Below are 20,195 nucleotides of genomic sequence, written 5' to 3' on the forward strand. Positions count from 1 at the left end.
CGTTGACGCGCCACCATAGGAGCAGAGGGAAAGAGAAAAGTCGACGGCGGCGTAAGGCGGTGTATCCGCCGTCGAGGGAGTAACCGGGTGTTCAGTCGATGCGGGCGAACAGCGCGCCGTGGCCGGGCAGGCTGAGGCCATCGGGGGTAACCGCGCCCTGACTCAGCCCATGACCGTTGATGGGAGTGAGTTTGCCCGGCCGGGCCAAGGGCAGCTCCACCGGTGCCTTGGACAGGTTGAAGGCGACCAGCAACGTGTCTTCGCCGTGCTTGCGGGTGAAAGCCAGTACCGGTTCCGGCGTGTCGATGAACTGGATGTCGCCCCAGCGCAGTGCCGGCTGGGTCTTGCGCCACGCCATGAACCGGCGGAAGCCGTTGAGCGTGGAATCGGGCGTAGCGTCCTGCAGGGTCACCGCCAACGCGCGATGTTCGGCAGGTACCGGTAGCCACGGATCGCCCACGCTGAAGCCGGCGTTGATGCCGCCGTTCCACGGCATCGGTGTGCGGCAGCCGTCGCGGCCCTTGAAGGTGGGCCAGAAGGTGATGCCATACGGATCCTGCAGCGATTCGAACGGCACATCGGCCTCGGTGAGGCCCAGTTCCTCGCCCTGGTACACGCACACCGAGCCGCGCAACGAGCAGACCATCGCGCTCAGCAGGTTCGCCAGCTTCGGCGAGGCGTGGCCGTTGCCCCAGCGGCTGAGCACGCGCGACACGTCGTGATTGGAAATGGCCCAGCACGGCCAGCCTTCCAGCATCTGCGCTTCGAGATCCTCCACGGTGCGGCGGATGTAGCCGGCGCTGAAATCGTCGGTGAGCAGCTCGAAGCTGTAGCCCATGTGCAGGCGGTTGCCGCTGGTGTATTCGGCGGTGGTGGCGAGCGAGTCTTCGGAGGAGATCTCGCCGATGGCGGCCACGTCTTCGTACTGGTCCATCAACGCGCGCAGTTCTTCGAGGAACGCGAGGTTCTCCGGCTGCGTGTTGTTGTAGTAGTGGTACTGGAACGCGTACGGATTGTCCGGACTGAAACCGCGGCCCACGCGTTTTTCCTCGGGCTTGGGCGGGTTGTCGCGCAGTTCGCGGTCGTGGAAGCAGAAGTTGATCGCATCCAGGCGCAGGCCGTTGACGCCCTTGTCCAGCCAGTACTTCACCTCGTCGAGCACCGCGCGGCGCACGTCGGGGTTGTGGTAATTGAGATCGGGCTGCGAGGTCAGGAAGTTGTGCAGGTAGTACTGGCCGCGGCGCGGTTCCCATTGCCAGGCGCAACCGCCGAACAGCGAGAGCCAGTTGTTGGGCGGCGTGCCGTCGGCCTTCGCGTCGGCCCACACGTACCAGTCGGCCCTGGGATTGTCGCGGCTCTCGCGGCTTTCCTTGAACCAGGCGTGCTCCATCGAGGTATGGCTGAGCACCTGGTCGATCATCACCTTCAGGCCGAGCGTGTGCGCCTTGGCCAGCAGGCGATCGAAATCCTCGTTGCTGCCGAACAGTGGATCGACTTCGCGGTAGTCCGCGATGTCGTAGCCGAAGTCGGCCATGGGCGAGCAGAAGAACGGCGAGATCCAGATCGCGTCCACGCCAAGGCTCGCGACATAGTCGAGCTTGTCGACGATGCCGGGCAGGTCACCCACGCCATCGCCGTTGGTGTCCATGAAGCTGCGTGGATAGATCTGATAGGTGACGGCTCCGCGCCACCAACGTGCATCACTCATTCGCGTACCCCGTTCCCGCCCAATGCTCGCTTCGCTGACAGACAACCGGGCCTGAAGCGAAGCGCGGGGGGCAGCTTAAAGGCAGAGTGCAAAGCGGACGCTTCGACTGCATACGTATTCAAAAAATCGCGATATTGCGACGCAGCAGGGCGCAGGAGCCGCTGCGAAAGTTACGCTGCCGGAGGGGCATCGATGCACGGAAACCCGCGCCACCATCGATTTTCCGAACGAAACACGAGGCTGGGACCGGTCCATGTCAAGGCAGGCGGTGAGACGCGCACCCATTAGAATTTTGTCAAAGGTGCACAAAAAAACCGGGTCATGAATACGTATGCATAGGCCTGTTCGGCATTTTTTGCAGCCCTACCATGGCCGCCACGCGACGGGGCCCTCCGAAGATTTCTCGGCTTGCACTGGCGCGTAGCCCGCAGCGCCTGTGGGGGCGGCTGCGGCAACTACAAAACCAAAGATGAAGTGCAAACCCGTGGGAGGGGAAGACGGTGGAACTGAAACGTAATGTGCTGGCCCTGGCGCTGGCGTCCGGCCTTTGTTTGACGGCAGGTATTCATGCAATGCCGGCGGATGCGGGCGCGAACGCGACCGGCACGGCCGCCGCCCCTGGTGCGCAGGACAGCTCTGCCCAGCAGACTGACCCGAACGCCAAGAAAGACGATCAGGCCAAGCAGACGCAGGACCAGCAGCTGGCCAAGAGCCTCTCCACCATCACGGTGACGGGCTACAACCAGAGCATGGAAAAGTCGATCGACTACCAGCGCTACTCGGACACGATCACCAACGTCATCACCTCGGCCGACATCGGCGGCCTGCCTGACCAGTCCATCGCCGACGCACTGACCCGCCTGCCGGGCGTGTCCGCCGAGCGCATTGCCGGCCAGGCCTCGCAGATCAATATCCGCGGCCTCTCCGGCAACTTCATCCAGACCACGCTCGATGGTCGCGAGCAGCCGTCCACCAGCGGCAGCAACTACATCAACTTCGACCAGTACCCGTCGGAGCTGATCAACATGGCCACGGTGTACAAGTCCTCGCAGGCGTCGCTGATCACCGGCGGCGTGGGCGGCACCATCGGCCTGCAGACGGCCAACCCGTTGGATGCGCCGAAGGAGCAGAACCTCAACATCGACGCGCGCGGCAGCTACGACGGCCAGGCGCACGACGTGAGCGGCGCCAATGCCGTGGGTTACCGCCTGAGCGCGGCTTACCAGGGCAAGTTCCTCGACAACACCCTCGGTGTTGGCCTGGGCGTGGCGCAGATGTACCAGCCGCACGTGGCCGAGCAGTTCGTGGGCGAGGCGTCGGACGGTTCGAAGTATTCGATCAACTCGCAGCCGGGCGCACCGACGGGCTACCTGCCCGAAGGCATCCAGCTGCAGCAGAACGGCGGTCAGGAGCGCCGCACCGGCGAAATCGCCACCATCGTGTGGAAGCCCACCGACGAGCTGAAGATCACCGGCGACGGCTTCTATTCCAAGTTCAAGAACGAGTCGTTCGGCTACGGTTTCCGCTCGCAGAACTTCTACGGCAACAACACGCAGATCACCAATCCGGTGTGGAGCTCGCTGGGGACGCTGATCGGCGGCTCGGTGGCGGGCAATCCGACCACCGGCGTGGATCCGCGTACCGGCAATCCGTACGGCAACCAGTTCTCCAACGAGACCACCGCCGACAACTACAGCACCACCACCAGCATCTTCTCCGGTGGCCTGAACGCGAAGTGGGACCACGGCAACTGGCATATCGACGCCGACGTGTCGATGTCGCGCGCCACCAGCAACGAGATCAACGTGGACACCACGGCCGATCCGTACTCGGGCCTGGGCACGGCGAACCCGCAGCTGATGGCGCAGTCGATGAACTTCCAGTTGAAGGGCCAGCAGGTCGGTTCGGCGCAGTTCGGCAATCCGGGTCTGTACACCAACGTCAACGACATGGGCTTGTCGCGTTACGGCGTCTATCCGTACATCTACCACGACAAGATGAAGGCCTTCCGCACCAGCGTGAAGTACGACATGCCCAACAGTTCGTGGCTGTCCGCGCTGGAAGCGGGCGTGTACATGAACAACCACACGTACAACGCCGATCGCGAAGCCTTCGTCTACGGTTCGGAGTGGAACACCTCGCCGGTACCTGGCGAGCTGCCGCTGAGCATTCCGGCCAGCGCCGCCAAGGTGACCTGCTGGAAGGGCAAGTTCTCCGGTTTCCCGTGCTTCCTCACTCTGAACGGTCCGGCCATTCTTGCCGCGCATGGCATCAATGCGACGCCGGTCAAGGACATCAACGCCAACAGCTGGACCTACGTCCAGAGCGGTCAGGTCGACGAGAAGACGCGCGACATCTTCCTGATGGCGGATATCGATGCGCAGGACGTGTTCGGTCACGAACTGAGCGGTAACGTGGGCGTCCGCGTGTCGCACCAGTCGCAGTACAGCTCGGGCCTGCAGCAGGTCGGCAACGGTGCGGGCATCCCGATCACCGACGGCAACGGCTACACCAGCTCCGACTACGCGCCGCTCACCGTCGGCAAGACCTATACCGATTACCTGCCGTCGTTGAACCTGATCTACCACCTGACCGACGACGACATGGTGCGTTTCTCGGCGGCCAAGGTGCTGTCGCGTCCGCCGATCGACAAGATGTTGGCCGGTTCCGGTTCGTGGGTGTCGAACGGTCCGGGCCCCGGCGCGCAGTACAACGTGTGGGGCGGCACCAGCCCGCTGCTCGATCCGCTGCGCGCCACTCAGTACGACCTCGACTACGAACACTACTTCGACGACTCCACCGGCCTGCTTACCGCCGGCGTGTTCTTCAAGGACGTGAAGTCGTTCGTGCAGGACGTCACGTACAACAACTACGACTTTGCCGCCGCGGGCATTCCGGTGCCGATCAACCCGGACACCGGCACGCAGTACCTCAACGGTGATTACCAGACGGCCTATAACGCCAAGGGCGGCCTGGTTCGCGGTCTGGAACTGTCCGGTTCGAAGACGCACTTCCTGCCCGGCATCTGGGCTGGCCTGGGCGTGCAGGCGAACTTCGCGCTGACCTCGAGCACGGTGCACAACCCGACCAACCTCGGTGGCCCGACCACCTACGTCGGCCTGCCGGGCCTGTCGCGTCGCGTGGCCAGTGCGGCGGTGTTCTACGACTACGGTCCGTTCTCGGCTCGTGTCTCGGGCAACTACCGTTCGTCGTTCCTGTCCGATACGCAGATGGCCGTCAGCAACCAGCTGGTGACCTTTGCCGCCGAAACGGTGTACGACTTCCAGGCCTCGTACGACATCACCCAGCAGTTCAAGGTGGTGTACCAGATGCTCAACCTGACCAACCAGCCGACGCGTACCTACTTCGGCGGCAACCCGCAGCAGACCGGTACGATCCAGTACTTCGGACGCACCAGCTACCTCGGCGTCGAGTTCAAGCTGTAAGTCACGAATCGCGCCGGTCTCGAAAGAGGCCGGCGCGATGCTTTTTGGGGCCATGCCGAGTCATGCATGGCAAACACACCGCGAGGCCCGGCGTAGCGGTTTCCGGTCCGATGCGATGTCTGCGTTCCGGTGTACCGTTCCGTCGATGGCCTGCCGCCTTCGAATGGAGCACAGCATGTCCCGGAATCGCCTGTTCAGTTCTCTTGCGCTCGCTCTCTCCCTCACGCTCGGCACAGCGTCCATGCACGCCCGCGCGGCCGACGCGCCGCCGGCTCCCGTCGCGAACACCCAGCCCTCGGGCGTCTACTACGAAATCTTCGTGCGCGCCTGGTACGACACCAACGGCGACGGCATCGGCGATCTCAACGGTGTCACCGCCAAGCTCGATTACCTCAAATCGCTGGGCATCAGCGGCATCTGGCTGATGCCGATCAACAGCTCGCCCAGCTATCACGGCTACGACATCACCGATTACTACGGCATCAACCCGCAGTACGGCAGCACCGCCGATCTTGAACACCTGGTGGCCGAAGCGCACAAGCGCGGCATCGCGGTGACCATGGACATGGTGATCAACCACACCGGCAAGGAACACCCGTGGTTCGTGGATGCGCAGAACGCCGGTGGCGCGCATCGAAACTGGTATTCCTGGACGTCCAAACAGCCGGATCTCGCGGCCATCAGCGCCACCGATACGCCGATCTGGCACGCCGGCAACGATGGCTGGTACATCGGCGTGTTCGGTGGCCATATGCCTGATCTCAACTACGACAATCCGGCCGTGCGCGCCGAAATGATCAAGGTCGGCCAGTACTGGCTGGGCAAGGGCGTGGACGGTTTCCGCCTCGATGCCGCCAAGCACATCTACGTCGACTTCAAGTCCGACGTGCACAGCGAAAAGGCGCTGGAGAAGAATGTCGCCTGGTGGACCGAATACCACGATGCGCTCGCCAAGACGCATCCGAACGTGACCCTGGTGGGCGAAGTCAGCGCCACCTCGCCGAAAGAACTCGCGCCTTACCTGAAGCCGCTGGGTTCGATCTTCGACTTCCCGCTGGCCGAGCAGCTGATCGTCAGCGCCAAGAGCGAGCGTGCGGGCCAACTGGGCGACCTGCTCAAGGCTACCAACGAGGCGTACAAGGCAGCGGGCGACACGCCGCACATCGACTCCACCTTCCTGTCCAATCACGACCAGGAACGCGTGATGAGTCGGCTGGATGGCAACGTCGATCACATGCGCATGGCCGCTGCGATGCTGCTGACGCTGCCGGGTCGCCCGTACATCTATTACGGCGAAGAGCTGGGCATGGAGGGCAAGAAGCCCGATGAAAACCTGCGCGAGCCGATGCGCTGGCAGCGCGAAGCGGGCCCCGGCGAGTCGCGCTGGAAGCCATCGAGCGCGCACCAGGGTCAGGCGGTTTCGGTGCAGGCGGAGCAGGACGATCCCGGCTCGCTCTACAACACCTACCGCACCCTGATCGGCTGGCGCGCGCAGAACAGCGCGCTGCGGGATGGCGACCTGAGCATGGTGGCCACCGGCCTGCCCAGCGTGGTCGCCTACTGGCGCAACGACGGCAAGCAGAAACTTTTGGTGGTGCACAACCTTTCCGGCAAGAGCGCAGTGTGGAAACCTAAGGGGGATCTCCTCCCCAAGGACGCCACCATGCAACTGACCACCAAGCCGCACGCCGCGCTGGAACACGGCAAGCTCCAGCTCCCCGCCTATAGCACCGTGGTGCTGCACTGATGCGGGCGCGGCTGCTCGCGCTGGCGCTGCTGTCTGCCATGGCCGCCACCACGGTCGCCATGGCCGTCCGCAACGACGCCAGTGCCGACCGCATGGAACTCACGCTACCCGGGGGCAAGCTGGAACTTCGCCTGCTGACCCCCGGCGTCGTGCAGTTGCGTGTGGACGGCACGCGCGAGCCGGCCACGCCGGTCATCGACGCGCAGGCCAGTTTCGATCCGGTCGAGGTGACGCGCGAGACGCAGGGCGATGAGCAGATCCTGCGATCGGCCCAGCTGGTGCTGCGCTGGAATCCGCATCGCAACGAATTGCGGATGGAAGATCCCGCCGGGCATGCCCTGCTCAGCGCGGATCTCTCCCACGCGATGGACGGCCGCTGGACGCTGCGTCACGCCAAAGGCGATCCGCAGTACGGCATCGGCGGGCTGAATGCGTTCGACGCCGAAGCCGGCCATCTGCTGCGCCAGGGCAAGCAGATTGCCACGGCAGGCGCCCAGGGCCACACCGGCGCGCCGTTCGTGTGGAGCACTGCCGGTTACGGCGTGCTGGCCGATGCGGAGCCGGCACGCTTCGATCTCTCGGCCACCGACATCGGCATTCGCGCCGACAAGCAGGCCGTGCACACCATCTACCTGCTGGTGGGCGCGCCCGATGCGCTGTTCGCCCAGCTGCGCCAGATCAGCGGCGCCGCCCCGATGTTTCCGAAGTGGGCGATGGGTTTCACCAACAGCCAGTGGGGCATCGACCAGAAGGAAGCGCTGAGCCTGGTGGATACCTACCGCGCCAAGCACATCCCCATCGACAACTTCACTTTCGACTTCGACTGGAAGGCGTGGGGCGAGGACATGGGCGAATTCCGCTGGAACACCGACAAATTTCCCGACGGTCCCGACGGCAAGCTCAAGCAGCAGATGGACCAGCGCGGCATGCACATGACCGGCATCATGAAGCCGCGCATCCACGTCGACACCGTGGAAGGACGCGAAGCCACCGCGCGCGGCTACTGGCTGGCGCAGTCGAAGGAAGCGCCCGATTATTTCTCGCACAAGCCGGTGCGCGACGTGGATTTCGACAAGCCGGAAGTGCGCGCGTGGTTCTTCAACGATGCGCTGAAGCATTCCTTCGAAACCGGCATCGTGGGCTGGTGGAACGACGAGGCGGACGACAGCGGCGTCGACACGCAATTCCTCAACATGCAGCGCACCCTGTACGACGGCCAGCGCAGCATCAGCGACAAGCGCGTCTGGTCGATCAACCGCAACTTCTACCTCGGTTCGCAGCGCTACGCCTACGGCGTGTGGTCCGGCGACATCCAGAGCGGCTTCGCCAGCATGGCGGCGCAGCGCCAGCGCATGCTCGCCGCGTTCGACGTGGGTGCAATGCATTGGGGCATGGACGGCGGCGGCTTCAAGGCGCCGATGCCGGTGCCCGAGAACTACGCGCGCTGGATCCAGTTCGGCGCGTTCACGCCGGTGTTCCGCGTGCATGCCGACTTCGGCCAGAAGCGGCAACCGTGGGTCTACGGACCGATCGCGGAGAAGGCCGCGGCCGAAGCGATCCGTCTGCGCTACTCGCTGATCCCATACATCTACAGCTACGAGTACCACGCGCATGCCGATGGCGTGGGCGTGGTGCGTCCGCTGCAGTTTGTCTATCCGCAGGATCCGGCGCAGCGCGATCGCATCGATGCGTGGATGTTCGGCGACTACCTGCTGGTGTCGCCGGTGGTGGAGCAGGGCCAGACGGTGAAACGCCTGCAGCTGCCGCATGGCCGCTGGATCAACTGGTTCGACGGCAACGCGTACGAGGGTGACCGCGAGATCACGCTCAACGTGGATGCCACGAACTGGAGCGATATCCCGCTGTTCGTCCGCGAAGGCGCGATCATTCCGCAGCAGCCGGTGATGGACTATGTGGGACAGCAGCCGGTGACGTCGCTGGACGTGCAGGTGTTCCCCGCCGATGCGGCATCGCATTTCGACGTCTACGAGGACGATGGCGAAACCTATGCCTACGAGCAAGGCACGTACTTCCTGCAGACGCTGTCGGTGCAGCGCGAAAAGGGCGTGGTGAATTTCAAGACGGGCGCGGCGACCGGTGCATTTCGTCCGGCGCTGAAGGATTATGTGCTGGCGATCCACGTCCCCTCGTCTGTTGCGGTCTCCGTCGACGGCAAGCCGTTGGCCAGGGTGGCCAGCATCGAGACGCTGCGCGCCGCGCAGGGCGAGGGATGGACGCAAGCTCATGACCGGTTTGGCGAGGTGACGTACGTGAAGATCGAGGCAGGCAAGGCGAAGAACATCCAGCTGGGTACACAGGCGGTGCAGCCGTGAGGGGCGTGTCGACGCACCGCACGCGCATCGCGCTGGCTTGCGCCGCGTGGTTGATGGCAGGCGCGGTGCAGGCGCAGGCGATCACCGCCAAGGGCGAAGTGAACTGGAACGGCAAGACCGCCAGCATGAACGCGCAGGCCGATGGCAGCTTCGTGCTGCATGCGCCTGCGGGTGATCGAACGATTGCGGCGCAGAAGCTGAGCGTGCACACGGCCAGCCCCCTGTTCGACGGCTTGTTCGCCATGGCGCAGGATGATCTCAGTCACGACTCAGTGACAGCCATCAAGGACGGCGCCTACGATCACGGCAAGGAAATTCCCTGCGTGTGCTTCGCCACCGGCGACAAATGGCCCTACGTGTGGACACGCGACACGTCGTATTCCATCGACCTGTCGCTGTGGCGCCTCGATCCGGAGCGTGCGCGCAACTCGCTGCGCTTCAAGCTTTCCGACGCGCGCGAGCCATCGGTGCCGCAAGGCATGTACGTGATGCAGGACACCGGCTCCGGCGGCAGCTGGCCGATCAGCACCGACCGCGTGGTGTGGTTCCTCGGCGCCAAGTCACTGCTGGACGACAAGGCCTTCGCCGACGACACCTGGCGCGCGGTGCAGGACACGCTGGCGCAGGATCGGCTCTACGTGTTCGATAGCCGGCTGGGCCTGTATCGCGGCGAGACCTCGTTCCTCGACTGGCGCGAGCAGACCTATCCCGCGTGGACGGAAAAGGACGTGCGCTTCATCGGCGAGTCGTTCGCGCTGTCCACCAACGTGCTGCATTACCAGGCGCTGCAACTGGCAGCGCAACTCGCCGAGCAGCGGCACGCTGCGGCCGCGAAGGACTATCGCACGCAGGCCGATGCGTTGAAGCAGGCGATCAACGCGCACTTCTGGCGCGCCGATCGCGGCATGTACATGAGCTATATCGGCCCCGAGGCGATGCCGATCGACAGCTACGACCTGCTCGGCATCGCGCTTGCCGTGACCACCGGCGTGGCCGACACCGGGCGGGCCAAGCAGGCGCTGGCCAACTATCCGGCATGGCCCTCCGGCAGCCCCGTGATCTGGCCCGAGCGCAAGGACCAGCCGGTCTATCACAACCGCGCGATCTGGCCCTTCGTGAGCGCCTATTCGCTGCGGGCGGCGCGGGTGGTGAACGATGCGCCGCGCATCGCGCTGGAAATGAATTCGATCCTGCGTGGCGCCGCGCTGGCCTCGTCCAACATGGAGAACTACGAGCTGGTCTCGCAGGCCGTGCATGTGGACGAAGGCAAGCTCAGCGGTCCGGTGGTTAATTCGCCGCGCCAGCTGTGGTCGGTGGCGGGCTACCTGGACATGGTCATCAACGGCGTGTTCGGCGTGGGCGACGCGGGTCGCATCGATCCCAAGCTGCCGGTTTCGTGGGTGGCGCCGCTGTTCGGCGACAAGCCGAGCATCACGCTCGACCTCGCCGGCCAGCGCGTGACCCTGCTGCGCCCGGCCAAGCTCGATGGCGATCTGCTGGTGGCGCAATCGCAGCAGCACACGGGCAACGAGACCACCGTGCAACTGAAGGCGATCCACTCCGGCGTCAAACCCTTGCATACCGATGCACCATTGTTCGGTCCCGCGATGCCGGACGCTCCCGTCGTCACCGCCTCGGCCAAGGGCTGGCAGGTCGATTTCCAGGGCAAGGGCGTGCTGTATCTGGACGGCCATCGCCTGGGGCCGATCGACGGCAGCCTCAGCGTGCCCAAGGGCGCGACGCGCCAATGCTTCCAGCTCACCCGCGTGGGCGAGGGCGGCCTCGAATCGCTGCCCAGCGCGGCCACCTGCAAGGGCGACGAAGCGCGTCTCGCCGGTGCCGGTCCGTGGGAATGGAAGGCGACCCGCAGCGGCGCGATGAGCGTGTCGTTCGACTACGTGAATGACCATGGCCCGATCCAGACCGGCGTCACGGCCGCGGTGAAACGGCTCGATGTGTCGTGCGATGGTGCGGCGCCACAGCGCGTGGTGGTGGTGATGCCGCATAGTGTGGGCACCCAGCGCTCCGCCACGGCCACGTTCACGGCAACGGCAGGAGCGACCTGCCGTTTCCGCCTGGACCAGGGGTTCAACATGAGTGACCTGCGCCACAACGCGCATTACACCGGCGAGCAGGGCGGCGCGAGCGGCCCGGTGAACGATGCCAAGGTCGAGGCCATGCTGCTGTCGCCGTCGCCGGTCACCCGCACGCCATGACGCGCAAGCCCGAGCTGTCGTTCTGGCAGATCTGGAACATGTGCTTCGGTTTTCTGGGCATCCAGTTCGGCTTTGCCCTGCAGAACGCGAACGTCAGCCGCATTTTCCAGACCCTGGGTGCGGACGTGGGCGACATCCCGGCGCTGTGGATCGCGGCGCCGTTCTCGGGACTGCTGGTGCAGCCGGTGATCGGCTACCTGTCGGATCGCACCTGGACGCGGCTGGGACGCCGTCGTCCGTACTTCCTGATCGGCGCCGTGCTCACCACGCTGGCCTTGCTGTGCATGCCCAATTCGCCGGTGCTGTGGGTGGCGGCGGGCCTGCTGTGGATCATGGACGCCTCGATCAACATCTCGATGGAGCCGTTCCGCGCCTTCGTCGGCGACCAGCTGCCGCCGCGGCAGCGGCCGGTGGGCTACGCGATGCAGAGCTTCTTCATCGGCGTGGGTTCGGTGGTGGCGTCCCTGCTGCCGTGGCTGCTGGCCAAGCTGGGCGTGAGCAACGTGGCGGGCGAGGGTGCCATTCCCGACACGGTGAAATACGCGTTCTATCTCGGCGGCGTGGTGTTGCTGGGCTCGGTGCTGTGGACGGTGCTGACGTCGCGCGAGTACCCGCCGGGCGAGTTGGAAGCGTTCTCCGATAGTCCAGTGGAAAGCCAGGCCGTGCATGCCACGCGTGCGTGGCGTTTCGGCGTGGCGCTGATCGCCGCGGGGCTGGTGTTGTTCGTGGCGATTCGCCATTACGCGCTGGAAAAAGAGCTCTATCTGCTCGCCGGCGGCCTGGTGCTGTTCGGCACGTTGTTCTCCTGGCTCTCCTTCACGCGCAGCGGCGGCATGCTGCGCCAGGTGATGGGCGATCTCTACGGCATGCCGGAGACCATGCGCCGGCTCGCCGTGGTGCAGTTCTTTTCGTGGTTCGCACTGTTCGCGCTGTGGATCTACACCACCGCCGCGGTGACCTCGGTGCACTACGGCACCACCGACACGCATTCGGCCGTCTATAACGAAGGCGCCAACTGGGTCGGCGTGCTGTTTGCCGCCTACAACGGCTTCGCCGCCGTGGCCGCTGCGGCGATTCCCTGGATGGTGCGCCGCTGGGGCCTGCGCATCAGCCATCTGGTGAACTGCTGGCTCGGTGGCGCAGGCCTGTTGTCGTTCCTGCTGATCCGCGATCCGCAGTGGCTGCTGCTGTCGATGGTGGGCGTGGGTTTCGCCTGGGCGTCCGTCCTGTCGCTGCCGTATGCGCTGCTGTCGGACAACCTGCCGGCGACGAAGATGGGCGTCTATATGGGCATCTTCAATTTCTTCATCGTGATCCCCCAGCTGATGGCGGCCAGCGTGCTGGGCCTGCTGCTGCGGCTGTTCTTCCACGGCCAGGCCATCTGGGCACTGGCGATGGGCGGCGCGAGCCTGGTGGTTGCGGGGCTGTGCACGCTGCGCGTGTCGGAGCCGTCCACCGCCCAATCGTAGGCACACCTGTGGGAGCGCACCCTGTGCGCGACCGCGGAGCCGAGGGTCTGCTCTTCGCTGGGTCGTCGCGCACAGGATAGGAAGGTCAGCGCTTGACGCTGGATTTCCGCACGATCAGCTTCGCCGGCAGCATCCCGCTTTCCGCAGGCTGCCCGCGGATCAGCGAGAGCAGGTTGTCCACCAGGATCTCGCCGGCCAGCTTGGTGTCCTGCAACACCGTGGTGAGCGGCGGATTGACGAAGCTGGCCATCGGAATATCGTCGAAACCCGCCAGCGCCACGTCTTCGGGCACCTTCAGGCCGTGGTCGGCGAGCGCGCGCATGGCGCCGATGGCAATGAGATCGCTGGCGGCAAACACGCCATCGAACGCCACGCCGCGCGCCAGCAGTGTTTCCAGGGCCTCATAACCGGAGCGCTCGGTGCTTTCGGCGTTCACCTGCAGCAACGATTCGGCATCGAGCCCAGCGTCGCTCAGCGCGCGCGTATAGCCGCGGTAGCGGTCGAAGAATTCGGGATAGTGACTGGAGGCATCGCCGAGGAAGGCGATCCGCTGACAGCCTTGCGCCAGCAGGTGCGCGGTGACGTCGCGTCCGCCGCTGACGTTGTCGCAACCCACCGAGACATCCGGCTGGTCCGGCAGCACGGCGCCCCAGCGCACGCAGCGCGTGCCCTGGTCCACCAGCTTCTGCAGCTTGTCGCGCGTGGCCAGGTAGTCGCCGTAGCCGAGCAGGATGATGCCATCGGCTTTCTTGCTGTCCGCGTAGTCGGCGTGCCAGTCGCGGGAAAACTGCTGGAACGAGATCAGCAGGTCGTAGCCGCGCTGGGCGCAGGCGCGCGTGATCGAGCCGAGCATCGAAAGAAAGAACGGATTGATGTGCGATTCGTCGGCGGTGGGATCTTCGAACAACAGCAGCGCCAGCGTGCCGGTGTGCTTGGCGCGCAGGCCCGAGGCGTTCTTGTCGACCTTGTAGTTCAGTTCCTCGACCGCCGCCTGGATGCGCCGGCGGGTCTCCTCGTTGACCAGCGGACTGCCGCGCAACGCGCGCGACACCGTGGACTGGGAGACCCCGGCCAGGTGGGCAATATCGAACGAGGTGACTTTTCCCTTGATCTGCACGCCGCGGTGATTCTCGAGTCAGTGCGCAGATCCTAGCGGCTTGTGTGCTCGCTGTCCTTTCATTCGCCTGTACCGGAGACGGGCATGAAAAAGCCCCGAGGATTAGGGGGGAATCCTCGGGGCCGGGGTGGCAGCGAAACCCAGGGGAGAGGTTCGCTTACCGTTTGGGCTCGTCCAGGGAGGTGGCGAGCCCGCGGACGCCGTTGCGTGCATCCGGTAACTAAGAACGCGCCAGCAGGGGAAAGTTGCACAGCGGGCGCCAAATTGGGTTAGCAGGCGTTCATTTGACGAAAATCCAACGTTTTCGCGGGCCGCCGTGACTGGCTCAGATGCCGCCTCAGTGCCCAGCGCCGCGCCGTCGCGCACAAGTGCGCTCCCACAGGAGCCGCGTGCGTTGCGGGACCTCAGTGCGCCTCATCCCAATTCTTCCCCACCCCCGCTTCCACCAGCAGCGGCACGGACAGCTCCGCAGCCCCCGACATGCGCTCCACCACGCCCGCGCGCACGTCGTCGATCACATCCTGGCGCACCTCGAACACCAGTTCGTCGTGCACCTGCATGAGCATATGGGCGTCGTCGCGCGGCTGCAGCCAGTCGTGCACGGCGAGCATGGCGCGCTTGATGATGTCCGCCGCGGTGCCCTGCATCGGCGCGTTCACCGCGGCGCGCTCGGCGCCTGCGCGCAGGGCCTGGTTGCGCGACTGCAGGTTCTCCAGATAGAGCCGGCGGCCGAACAGCGTCTCCACGTAGCCATCGCGATGCGCCTGCTGGCGCGTGGATTCCATGAAGGCGTGCACGCCCGGATAGCGGGCGAAGTAACGCGCCATGTAATCGCTGGCTTCGCCACGATCCACGCCCAGCTGGCGCGCCAGGCCGAACGCGCTCATGCCGTACATCAGGCCGAAGTTGATCGCCTTGGCGGCGCGGCGCTGGTTGGCGTTCACTTCCTCGGGCTTGAGGCCGAACACTTCGGCGGCGGTGGCGCGATGCACGTCGCCACCTTCCTTGAACGCCTTGACCAGGCCTTCGTCGCCCGAGAGATGCGCCATGATGCGCAGCTCGATCTGCGAATAGTCCGCCGCCAGCACCACCCAACCCTCCGGCGCCACGAACGCCTGGCGGATGCGGCGGCCTTCCTCGGTGCGGATGGGGATGTTCTGCAGGTTGGGGTCGGACGAGGACACGCGCCCCGTTGCCACCGAACCCTGGTGATAGCTGGTGTGCACGCGTCCCGTACGCGGATTGACCATCTCCGCCAGCTTGTCCGTATAGGTGGAACGCAGTTTGGCCAGGCCGCGGTAATCGAGGATCAGGCGCGGCAGCGCGTGATCGTCCGCGATCGCTTCCAGCGCTTCCTCGTTGGTGGACGGCTGGCCGGTGGGCGTCTTCAACTTGGCGGACAGGCCCAGCTCGTCGAACAGGATCGCCTGCAGCTGCTTGGGCGAGTCGAGATTGAACTGGCGGCCCGCGCCCTTCCACGCTTCCTGCTGCAGTTCCAGCATGCGCTTGCCGAGCTGCTGGCTCTGCATGCGCAGTTCGTTGACGTCGATCAGCACGCCACGCTGTTCCATCGATGCCAGCACCGGAATCAACGGAACCTCGATGTTCTGGTACACCGAGCGCAGCGACGGCTCGCTCTCCAGCTTGGGCCACAGCGCGTGGTGCAGGCGCAGCGTGATGTCGGCATCTTCGGCGGCGTAGCGGCAGGCGGTGTCCAGGTCCACCTGCGAGAACGGAATCTGCTTGGCGCCCTTGCCGGCGACCTGCTCATACTTGATGGTTTCCACGCCCAGGTATTTCCTGGCCAGCGAATCCATGTCGTGGCGCGTGGCGGTGGCATTCCACACGTACGACTCCAGCATCGAGTCGTGCTGGAGGCCGCGCAAGTGGATGCCGTAGTTCGACAGGATGTTGATGTCGTACTTCGCGTGCTGGCCCATCTTCGGACGGCTTGCATCCTCGAAGAACGGCTTGAGCGTGGCCAGCACCTGCTCGCGCGAGAGCTGCGCGGGCGCGCCGGGATAGTCGTGCGCCAGCGGCACATAGCAGGCGTGACCCGGTTCCACCGACAGGCTCAAGCCCACGATATCGGCCTGCATCGAATCGATGGAGGTGGTTTCGGTATCGAACGATACGAGCGGCGCCGTGGCGATCTTCGCCAGCCAGTCTTCGAACTGCGCCTGGGTGGTGACCAGTTCGTACTGGCCGGCCATGGCGAGGTCCTGGCCGGGACGATCTTCCTGGGGGAGCGCAGCCTGTGGGCGACTGGCCGTTTCTGCAAGATTGCCTGAGGTCGCTCCGCCCGTGTCGCGCACAGGGTGCGCTCCCACAGTGGCTCCGCCGGTATCGGCGTCGAGGTCCTTCAACGCCGCCTTGAAGTCGTAGCGGGTGTACAACTCGCGCAACTGGTCGACATGGCGATCGCGCAGCTGCAACTGATCGACGGTCGCGTCGAGCGGCACGTCGAGCTTAATCTGCACCAGCTCACGCGACAGCGGCAGCTGCGGCAGCGCGGCGCGCAGACTCTCGCCGATCTTGCCGCCGATCTTGTCCGCGTTGGCGATCAGGTTGTCCAGCGTGCCGTATTCCGCCAGCCATTTCGCGGCGGTCTTGGGGCCGCACTTGGGCACGCCCGGCACGTTGTCGATGCTGTCGCCGGTGAGCGAGAGGAAGTCCACGATCTGCGCCGGATGGACGCCGAACTTGTCCATCACGCCGGCGTCGTCGGTGGTGGTGTTGGTCATCGTGTTGACCAGCGTCACGCCCGGGCGCACCAGCTGCGCAAGATCCTTGTCGCCGGTGGAAATCTCCACCTCGATGCCTTGCGCATGCGCCTGCTCGGTGAGCGTGCCGATCACGTCGTCCGCTTCCACGCCGCCCACGCGCAGGATCGGAAAACCGAGCGCGCCGACGATCGCGAGCATGGGTTCCACCTGGGCCCGCAGGTCGTCCGGCATGGGTGGGCGATTGGCCTTGTACTGATCGTAGAGCTCGTTGCGGAAGGTGGGCCCCGGCGCGTCGCTGACGAAGGCCACGTACTCGGGCCTGGCCTTGAGCGTGGCGCGCAGCATGTTCACCACGCCGAACAGCGCGCCGGTGGGCTCGCCGTGCGAATTGGTCAGCGGTGGGAGCGCGTGGAAGGCGCGGTAGAGGTAGGAGGAACCGTCGATGAGAATGAGCTTGGCCATGCCGCGATTGTCGCACGCGTGCACCGGAACCGACCCCTCTGCGTTCAGGCTCCGCACCGTCGGCACATCGCCGTTGCGCGACAGCCGGCCCGGGCCACCGGCGCTTCACAAGCCGTGCGGTTCCGCGCTGATATGCTCCGCATCCCACAGGAGGCCGTCATCATGAAATCCGTCGCTTTGCTTGCCGTTCTTGGTGTGGCCATCGCATCGAATGCGCTTGCCCAGTCGTCCCCCAGCCAGTTCCCGCCGGCCCCGCCGCCGCCGGGCATGAACGATCCGGGCGTCAAGGCCGCGCCGCAGGCGCCGGCCCCCAAGCTGGTCCAGCCGTCCAAGTCCGCCGCCGGCAAGACGTCGGCCTCGGGCAACGTCTCGGCGGATACCGAAGCGTCCATGAGCGCGCCGGCCACCACCACGCCGGCGACCACCGACGCCCAGCCGCGCGACGCGAACGGCAACGCGCCGCCGCAGGTGAAGGTGGTCACCCAGGGTGACCAGACCATCCAGGAATACAGCCGCAGCGGCCAGGTCTACATGGTGGTGGTGACGCCCAAGGGCGGCATCCCGCAGACCTATATGGTCGACCAGAAGGGTGCCTGGTCCAACCAGGCGGGCGAGCCGGTGAAGCCGGTGATGTACAAGATCATGTCATGGGGCAACAGCAAGCCGGCCCAGGACCAGGACGACGGCGGCCAGTAAGCGCGTGACGGCACGGTTGGCGAGGCGAGCATGAACCTGCGCGAGAGCTGGCTGCTGTTCGCGCTGGGCTCGGCGTTCTTCGCCGCGCTCACGGCGCTGTTTGGCAAGCTGGGCGTGGCGGGCATCAACTCCAACCTCGCCACCTTCATTCGGACCATCGTGATCCTGCTGGTCACGGCCGGCATTCTCAGTCTTCGCAACGAATGGGCACGCCCTACCGGGCTGCCCGCGAGCAGCTGGGTGTTCCTCGTGCTGTCGGGCATCGCCACGGGACTGTCGTGGCTTTGCTACTACCGCGCCCTGCAACTGGGACCGGTGAGCCGTGTCGCGCCGATCGACAAATTGAGCGTGGCCATCGCCATCGTGCTGGGCGTGTTGCTGCTGGGCGAGCAACTGAGCTGGTCGCTGGCGATCGGCGGCGGGCTCATCGTGCTTGGCGCGATCATCATCGCGGTGTTCTAGCGCTCGTCCAGTTCCGGGTAGTGGCGGAAGATGCCGTCCTCGTTGAACGGGATGCGTCGTTCGGAGGCCAGGTAAGCGGCGATGTTCGGCCGTTCGGCGACACGTTGCTGGAGTGCGCGCAGCTTCGTCGTGCGACGCCGCTGCGATTTCATCGCCTTGGGAAACGCATAGTCCAGACCGGACATCAGCTGGAACAGCGACAAGTCCACGTACGAGTGGCGCCGTCCGATCGCATGGCGCCCGTCGCCGCGATCGAGCACCTGCTCGAAATAGCCCAGGTACTTCGGGATGCGCGCCTCGCAGAATGCATTGGAACGTTTGCGCGCTTCGCTGCGTTGCTGTTCGTAGTACAGGTCGCCGGAAATCGGGTGATGGGTATCGTGCACTTCGGCCACGATGTCGGTGACGGTCTGCTGCAGTTGCATGGCATAGCGCTGCGCGGGCTCGGAGGCGGGCACCAATCCGTGGCGCGGACCCAGGAAGGCCAGGATATTGGCCGCCTGCGCGATTACCTGCCGGCCCGCGCGCAGGAAGGGCGGCGCGAACGGCAATGCGCCCGCATGCTTGCCGTGCAGGAACGGCATGATGGCCTGGTCGCCTTTGCGGCGGGCGACGTCGCTGTAAGCGGCGCCCGCGTCCTCCAGGGCGAGCCGAACGAATTCACCGCGTCCCTGGATGCCGGTCCAGTAGTAGAGCTCGTAGCGCATGAGCGAAGCCCGTGGAGAAAGCTGCGAGGCTAGGTGGCGGACGTTCAACAGGATGTGAGCGCGGCGTCGCCACCCGCTCCATTCCGTTGCCATCACTGTGGGAGCGCACCCTGTGCGCGACAGGTCATGCGGGAACGCTTCATGTCATCCCGATAGGACGAAGACCGTGCCTCGAGGTATTTCGACCCGTGCCTGTCGCGCACAGGTGGCCGTTCACTGTGCGCGGGTGAGTTCCCGCAACCGCTCCCACACCAGCGCCGCCAGCGGCGACAGCGAGCGCTGCCTGCGCTTGATCAACACCACCTCGCGACTTTCCTGCGGCGTCAGCGGTCGCGTCACCAGCGTGGGAGGCGGTGGTGCCAATGCGGGGCTCACGCTGATGCCGAGTCCGGCTTCGACCATGCGATAGGTGGTGAACGTGTGCCCGGTCTGCTGCACGACGTTGGCTTCGATGCCGCGGCTGGCCAGTGCATGATCGATCAGGCGGCGGCTGCCGGAGGAATAGTCGAGCAGGATCAGCGGCAGCCCCTGCAGCTTGCGCCAGGGCACCCGATCGAGTTTCGCCAGCGGATGATCGGGCCGGCACACCAGCACGAACGGATCGCGCAGCAAGCGCTCGCTGTCGAATTCGCCGGTGAGCGGCGGATCGATGGCCACGCCGAAATCCACTTCGCCGCCGCGCACGCTGTCCAGCACCATGGTCTGCGCCTGGTCATGCAGCTGGATGGTGAGTTCGGGATAGCGCGTGGCACAGTCGGCGATGCAGCGCGGCATCAAACCCGCGGACAGCGTCGGCACCGAGGCGATGTGCACCTTGCCGCGCTTGCGTTCGCTCTCCGAATGCACGTGCGAAAGCACGCCTTCCAGTTCGTCCAGCACGCGCCCGATGGCGCTTTCCAGATAACGGCCCGCGTCGGTGGGCAGCACTTCGCGGGTGGTGCGGTCGAACAGCCGGATGCCCAGCTCGGCTTCCAGGTCCGCGATATAGCGGCTCACCGCCGGCTGGCTCAGGTGCAGGCTCTCCGCCGCCCGCCGGAAATGCTGCTGGCGGGCCACGGCAAGGAAGGCGCGGAGCTGGCGCAGGCTGATATTCATACCAATACTGT

12 protein-coding genes are annotated in these 20,195 nt (G+C 65.4%); 7 read left to right on the forward strand and 5 right to left on the reverse strand.

Translation table 11 applies throughout. The features are described 5' to 3' along the window. Positions 1 to 91 precede the first annotated feature (91 nt). Positions 92 to 1,708, reverse strand: coding sequence for an alpha-glucosidase family protein (locus tag ACN9MB_RS02820; protein ID WP_426270717.1), 1,617 nt, complete (start codon positions 1,706 to 1,708; stop codon positions 92 to 94). Between the two features lie 500 nt (positions 1,709 to 2,208). On the opposite strand from ACN9MB_RS02820, the gene ACN9MB_RS02825 reads away from it, so the two are divergent. The 5 genes from ACN9MB_RS02825 (at position 2,209) to ACN9MB_RS02845 (ending at position 12,919) form a co-directional block, all read left to right on the forward strand. After that, positions 2,209 to 5,154: a TonB-dependent receptor gene (locus ACN9MB_RS02825; RefSeq protein ID WP_426270718.1), complete on the forward strand. Its 2,946-nt coding sequence runs from the start codon at positions 2,209 to 2,211 to the stop codon at positions 5,152 to 5,154. A 175-nt stretch (positions 5,155 to 5,329) separates the two neighbouring features. Then, complete coding sequence (locus ACN9MB_RS02830; RefSeq protein WP_204636717.1) at positions 5,330 to 6,901, forward strand: alpha-amylase family glycosyl hydrolase; 1,572 nt, start codon at positions 5,330 to 5,332, stop codon at positions 6,899 to 6,901. After that, on the forward strand, positions 6,901 to 9,234 hold the full coding sequence (locus ACN9MB_RS02835; protein WP_426270719.1) for a TIM-barrel domain-containing protein: 2,334 nt from the start codon (positions 6,901 to 6,903) through the stop codon (positions 9,232 to 9,234). The genes ACN9MB_RS02830 and ACN9MB_RS02835 overlap by 1 nt, the downstream gene beginning before the upstream one ends. 53 nt (positions 9,235 to 9,287) lie before the next feature. Further along, entirely contained in the window at positions 9,288 to 11,450 is a 2,163-nt protein-coding gene (locus ACN9MB_RS02840; protein ID WP_426271876.1) for a Six-hairpin glycosidase-like protein, read from the forward strand. After that, a complete protein-coding gene (locus ACN9MB_RS02845; RefSeq protein ID WP_426270720.1) occupies positions 11,447 to 12,919 on the forward strand; it encodes an MFS transporter in 1,473 nt (490 codons plus the stop codon). The genes ACN9MB_RS02840 and ACN9MB_RS02845 overlap by 4 nt, the downstream gene beginning before the upstream one ends. An 85-nt stretch (positions 12,920 to 13,004) precedes the next feature. Here the strand turns inward: ACN9MB_RS02845 and ACN9MB_RS02850 are convergent, their stop codons facing one another. Both ACN9MB_RS02850 and polA read right to left on the reverse strand, forming a co-directional pair. After that, positions 13,005 to 14,030, reverse strand: a complete 1,026-nt coding sequence (locus ACN9MB_RS02850) for a LacI family DNA-binding transcriptional regulator (RefSeq protein ID WP_426271877.1) — start codon at positions 14,028 to 14,030, stop codon at positions 13,005 to 13,007. A gap of 410 nt (positions 14,031 to 14,440) precedes the next feature. Next, positions 14,441 to 17,224 carry a DNA polymerase I gene (gene polA / locus ACN9MB_RS02855; protein ID WP_426270721.1) on the reverse strand — a complete coding sequence of 928 codons (2,784 nt, stop codon included), beginning with the start codon at positions 17,222 to 17,224 and terminating at the stop codon, positions 14,441 to 14,443. Positions 17,225 to 17,386: 162 nt separating this feature from the next. On the opposite strand from polA, the gene ACN9MB_RS02860 reads away from it, so the two are divergent. Together ACN9MB_RS02860 and ACN9MB_RS02865 are read left to right on the forward strand one after the other, a co-directional pair. Then, positions 17,387 to 17,920 carry a DUF2782 domain-containing protein gene (locus tag ACN9MB_RS02860; protein ID WP_426270722.1) on the forward strand — a complete coding sequence of 178 codons (534 nt, stop codon included), beginning with the start codon at positions 17,387 to 17,389 and terminating at the stop codon, positions 17,918 to 17,920. Between the two features lie 30 nt (positions 17,921 to 17,950). Then, the gene (locus tag ACN9MB_RS02865) at positions 17,951 to 18,382 is read left to right on the forward strand and encodes an EamA family transporter (protein ID WP_204636712.1); all 432 of its coding nucleotides are present in this window, start codon (positions 17,951 to 17,953) and stop codon (positions 18,380 to 18,382) included. Here ACN9MB_RS02865 and ACN9MB_RS02870 read toward each other — a convergent pair. Continuing rightward, entirely contained in the window at positions 18,379 to 19,089 is a 711-nt protein-coding gene (locus ACN9MB_RS02870; protein ID WP_426270723.1) for a glutathione S-transferase, read from the reverse strand. The genes ACN9MB_RS02865 and ACN9MB_RS02870 overlap by 4 nt on opposite strands. Positions 19,090 to 19,302: 213 nt before the next feature. Beyond that, positions 19,303 to 20,184, reverse strand: coding sequence for a LysR family transcriptional regulator (locus tag ACN9MB_RS02875; RefSeq protein ID WP_426270724.1), 882 nt, complete (start codon positions 20,182 to 20,184; stop codon positions 19,303 to 19,305). Positions 20,185 to 20,195: the final 11 nt, after the last annotated feature.

The organism is Dyella kyungheensis, from assembly GCF_049913195.1.
Lineage (GTDB): Bacteria > Pseudomonadota > Gammaproteobacteria > Xanthomonadales > Rhodanobacteraceae > Dyella > Dyella kyungheensis.

Excerpts from the sequence above, each read along its gene's own strand:
- ACN9MB_RS02820 (WP_426270717.1), bottom strand. The coding sequence starts at position 1,708 with ATGAGTGATGCACGTTGGTGGCGCGGAGCCGTCACCTATCAGATCTAT.
- ACN9MB_RS02830 (WP_204636717.1), top strand. The coding sequence starts at position 5,330 with ATGTCCCGGAATCGCCTGTTCAGTTCTCTTGCGCTCGCTCTCTCCCTC.
- ACN9MB_RS02835 (WP_426270719.1), top strand. The coding sequence starts at position 6,901 with ATGCGGGCGCGGCTGCTCGCGCTGGCGCTGCTGTCTGCCATGGCCGCC.
- ACN9MB_RS02840 (WP_426271876.1), top strand. The coding sequence starts at position 9,288 with ATGGCAGGCGCGGTGCAGGCGCAGGCGATCACCGCCAAGGGCGAAGTG.
- ACN9MB_RS02845 (WP_426270720.1), top strand. The coding sequence starts at position 11,447 with ATGACGCGCAAGCCCGAGCTGTCGTTCTGGCAGATCTGGAACATGTGC.
- polA (WP_426270721.1), bottom strand. The coding sequence starts at position 17,224 with ATGGCCAAGCTCATTCTCATCGACGGTTCCTCCTACCTCTACCGCGCC.
- ACN9MB_RS02860 (WP_426270722.1), top strand. The coding sequence starts at position 17,387 with ATGAAATCCGTCGCTTTGCTTGCCGTTCTTGGTGTGGCCATCGCATCG.
- ACN9MB_RS02865 (WP_204636712.1), top strand. The coding sequence starts at position 17,951 with ATGAACCTGCGCGAGAGCTGGCTGCTGTTCGCGCTGGGCTCGGCGTTC.
- ACN9MB_RS02870 (WP_426270723.1), bottom strand. The coding sequence starts at position 19,089 with ATGCGCTACGAGCTCTACTACTGGACCGGCATCCAGGGACGCGGTGAA.
- ACN9MB_RS02875 (WP_426270724.1), bottom strand. The coding sequence starts at position 20,184 with ATGAATATCAGCCTGCGCCAGCTCCGCGCCTTCCTTGCCGTGGCCCGC.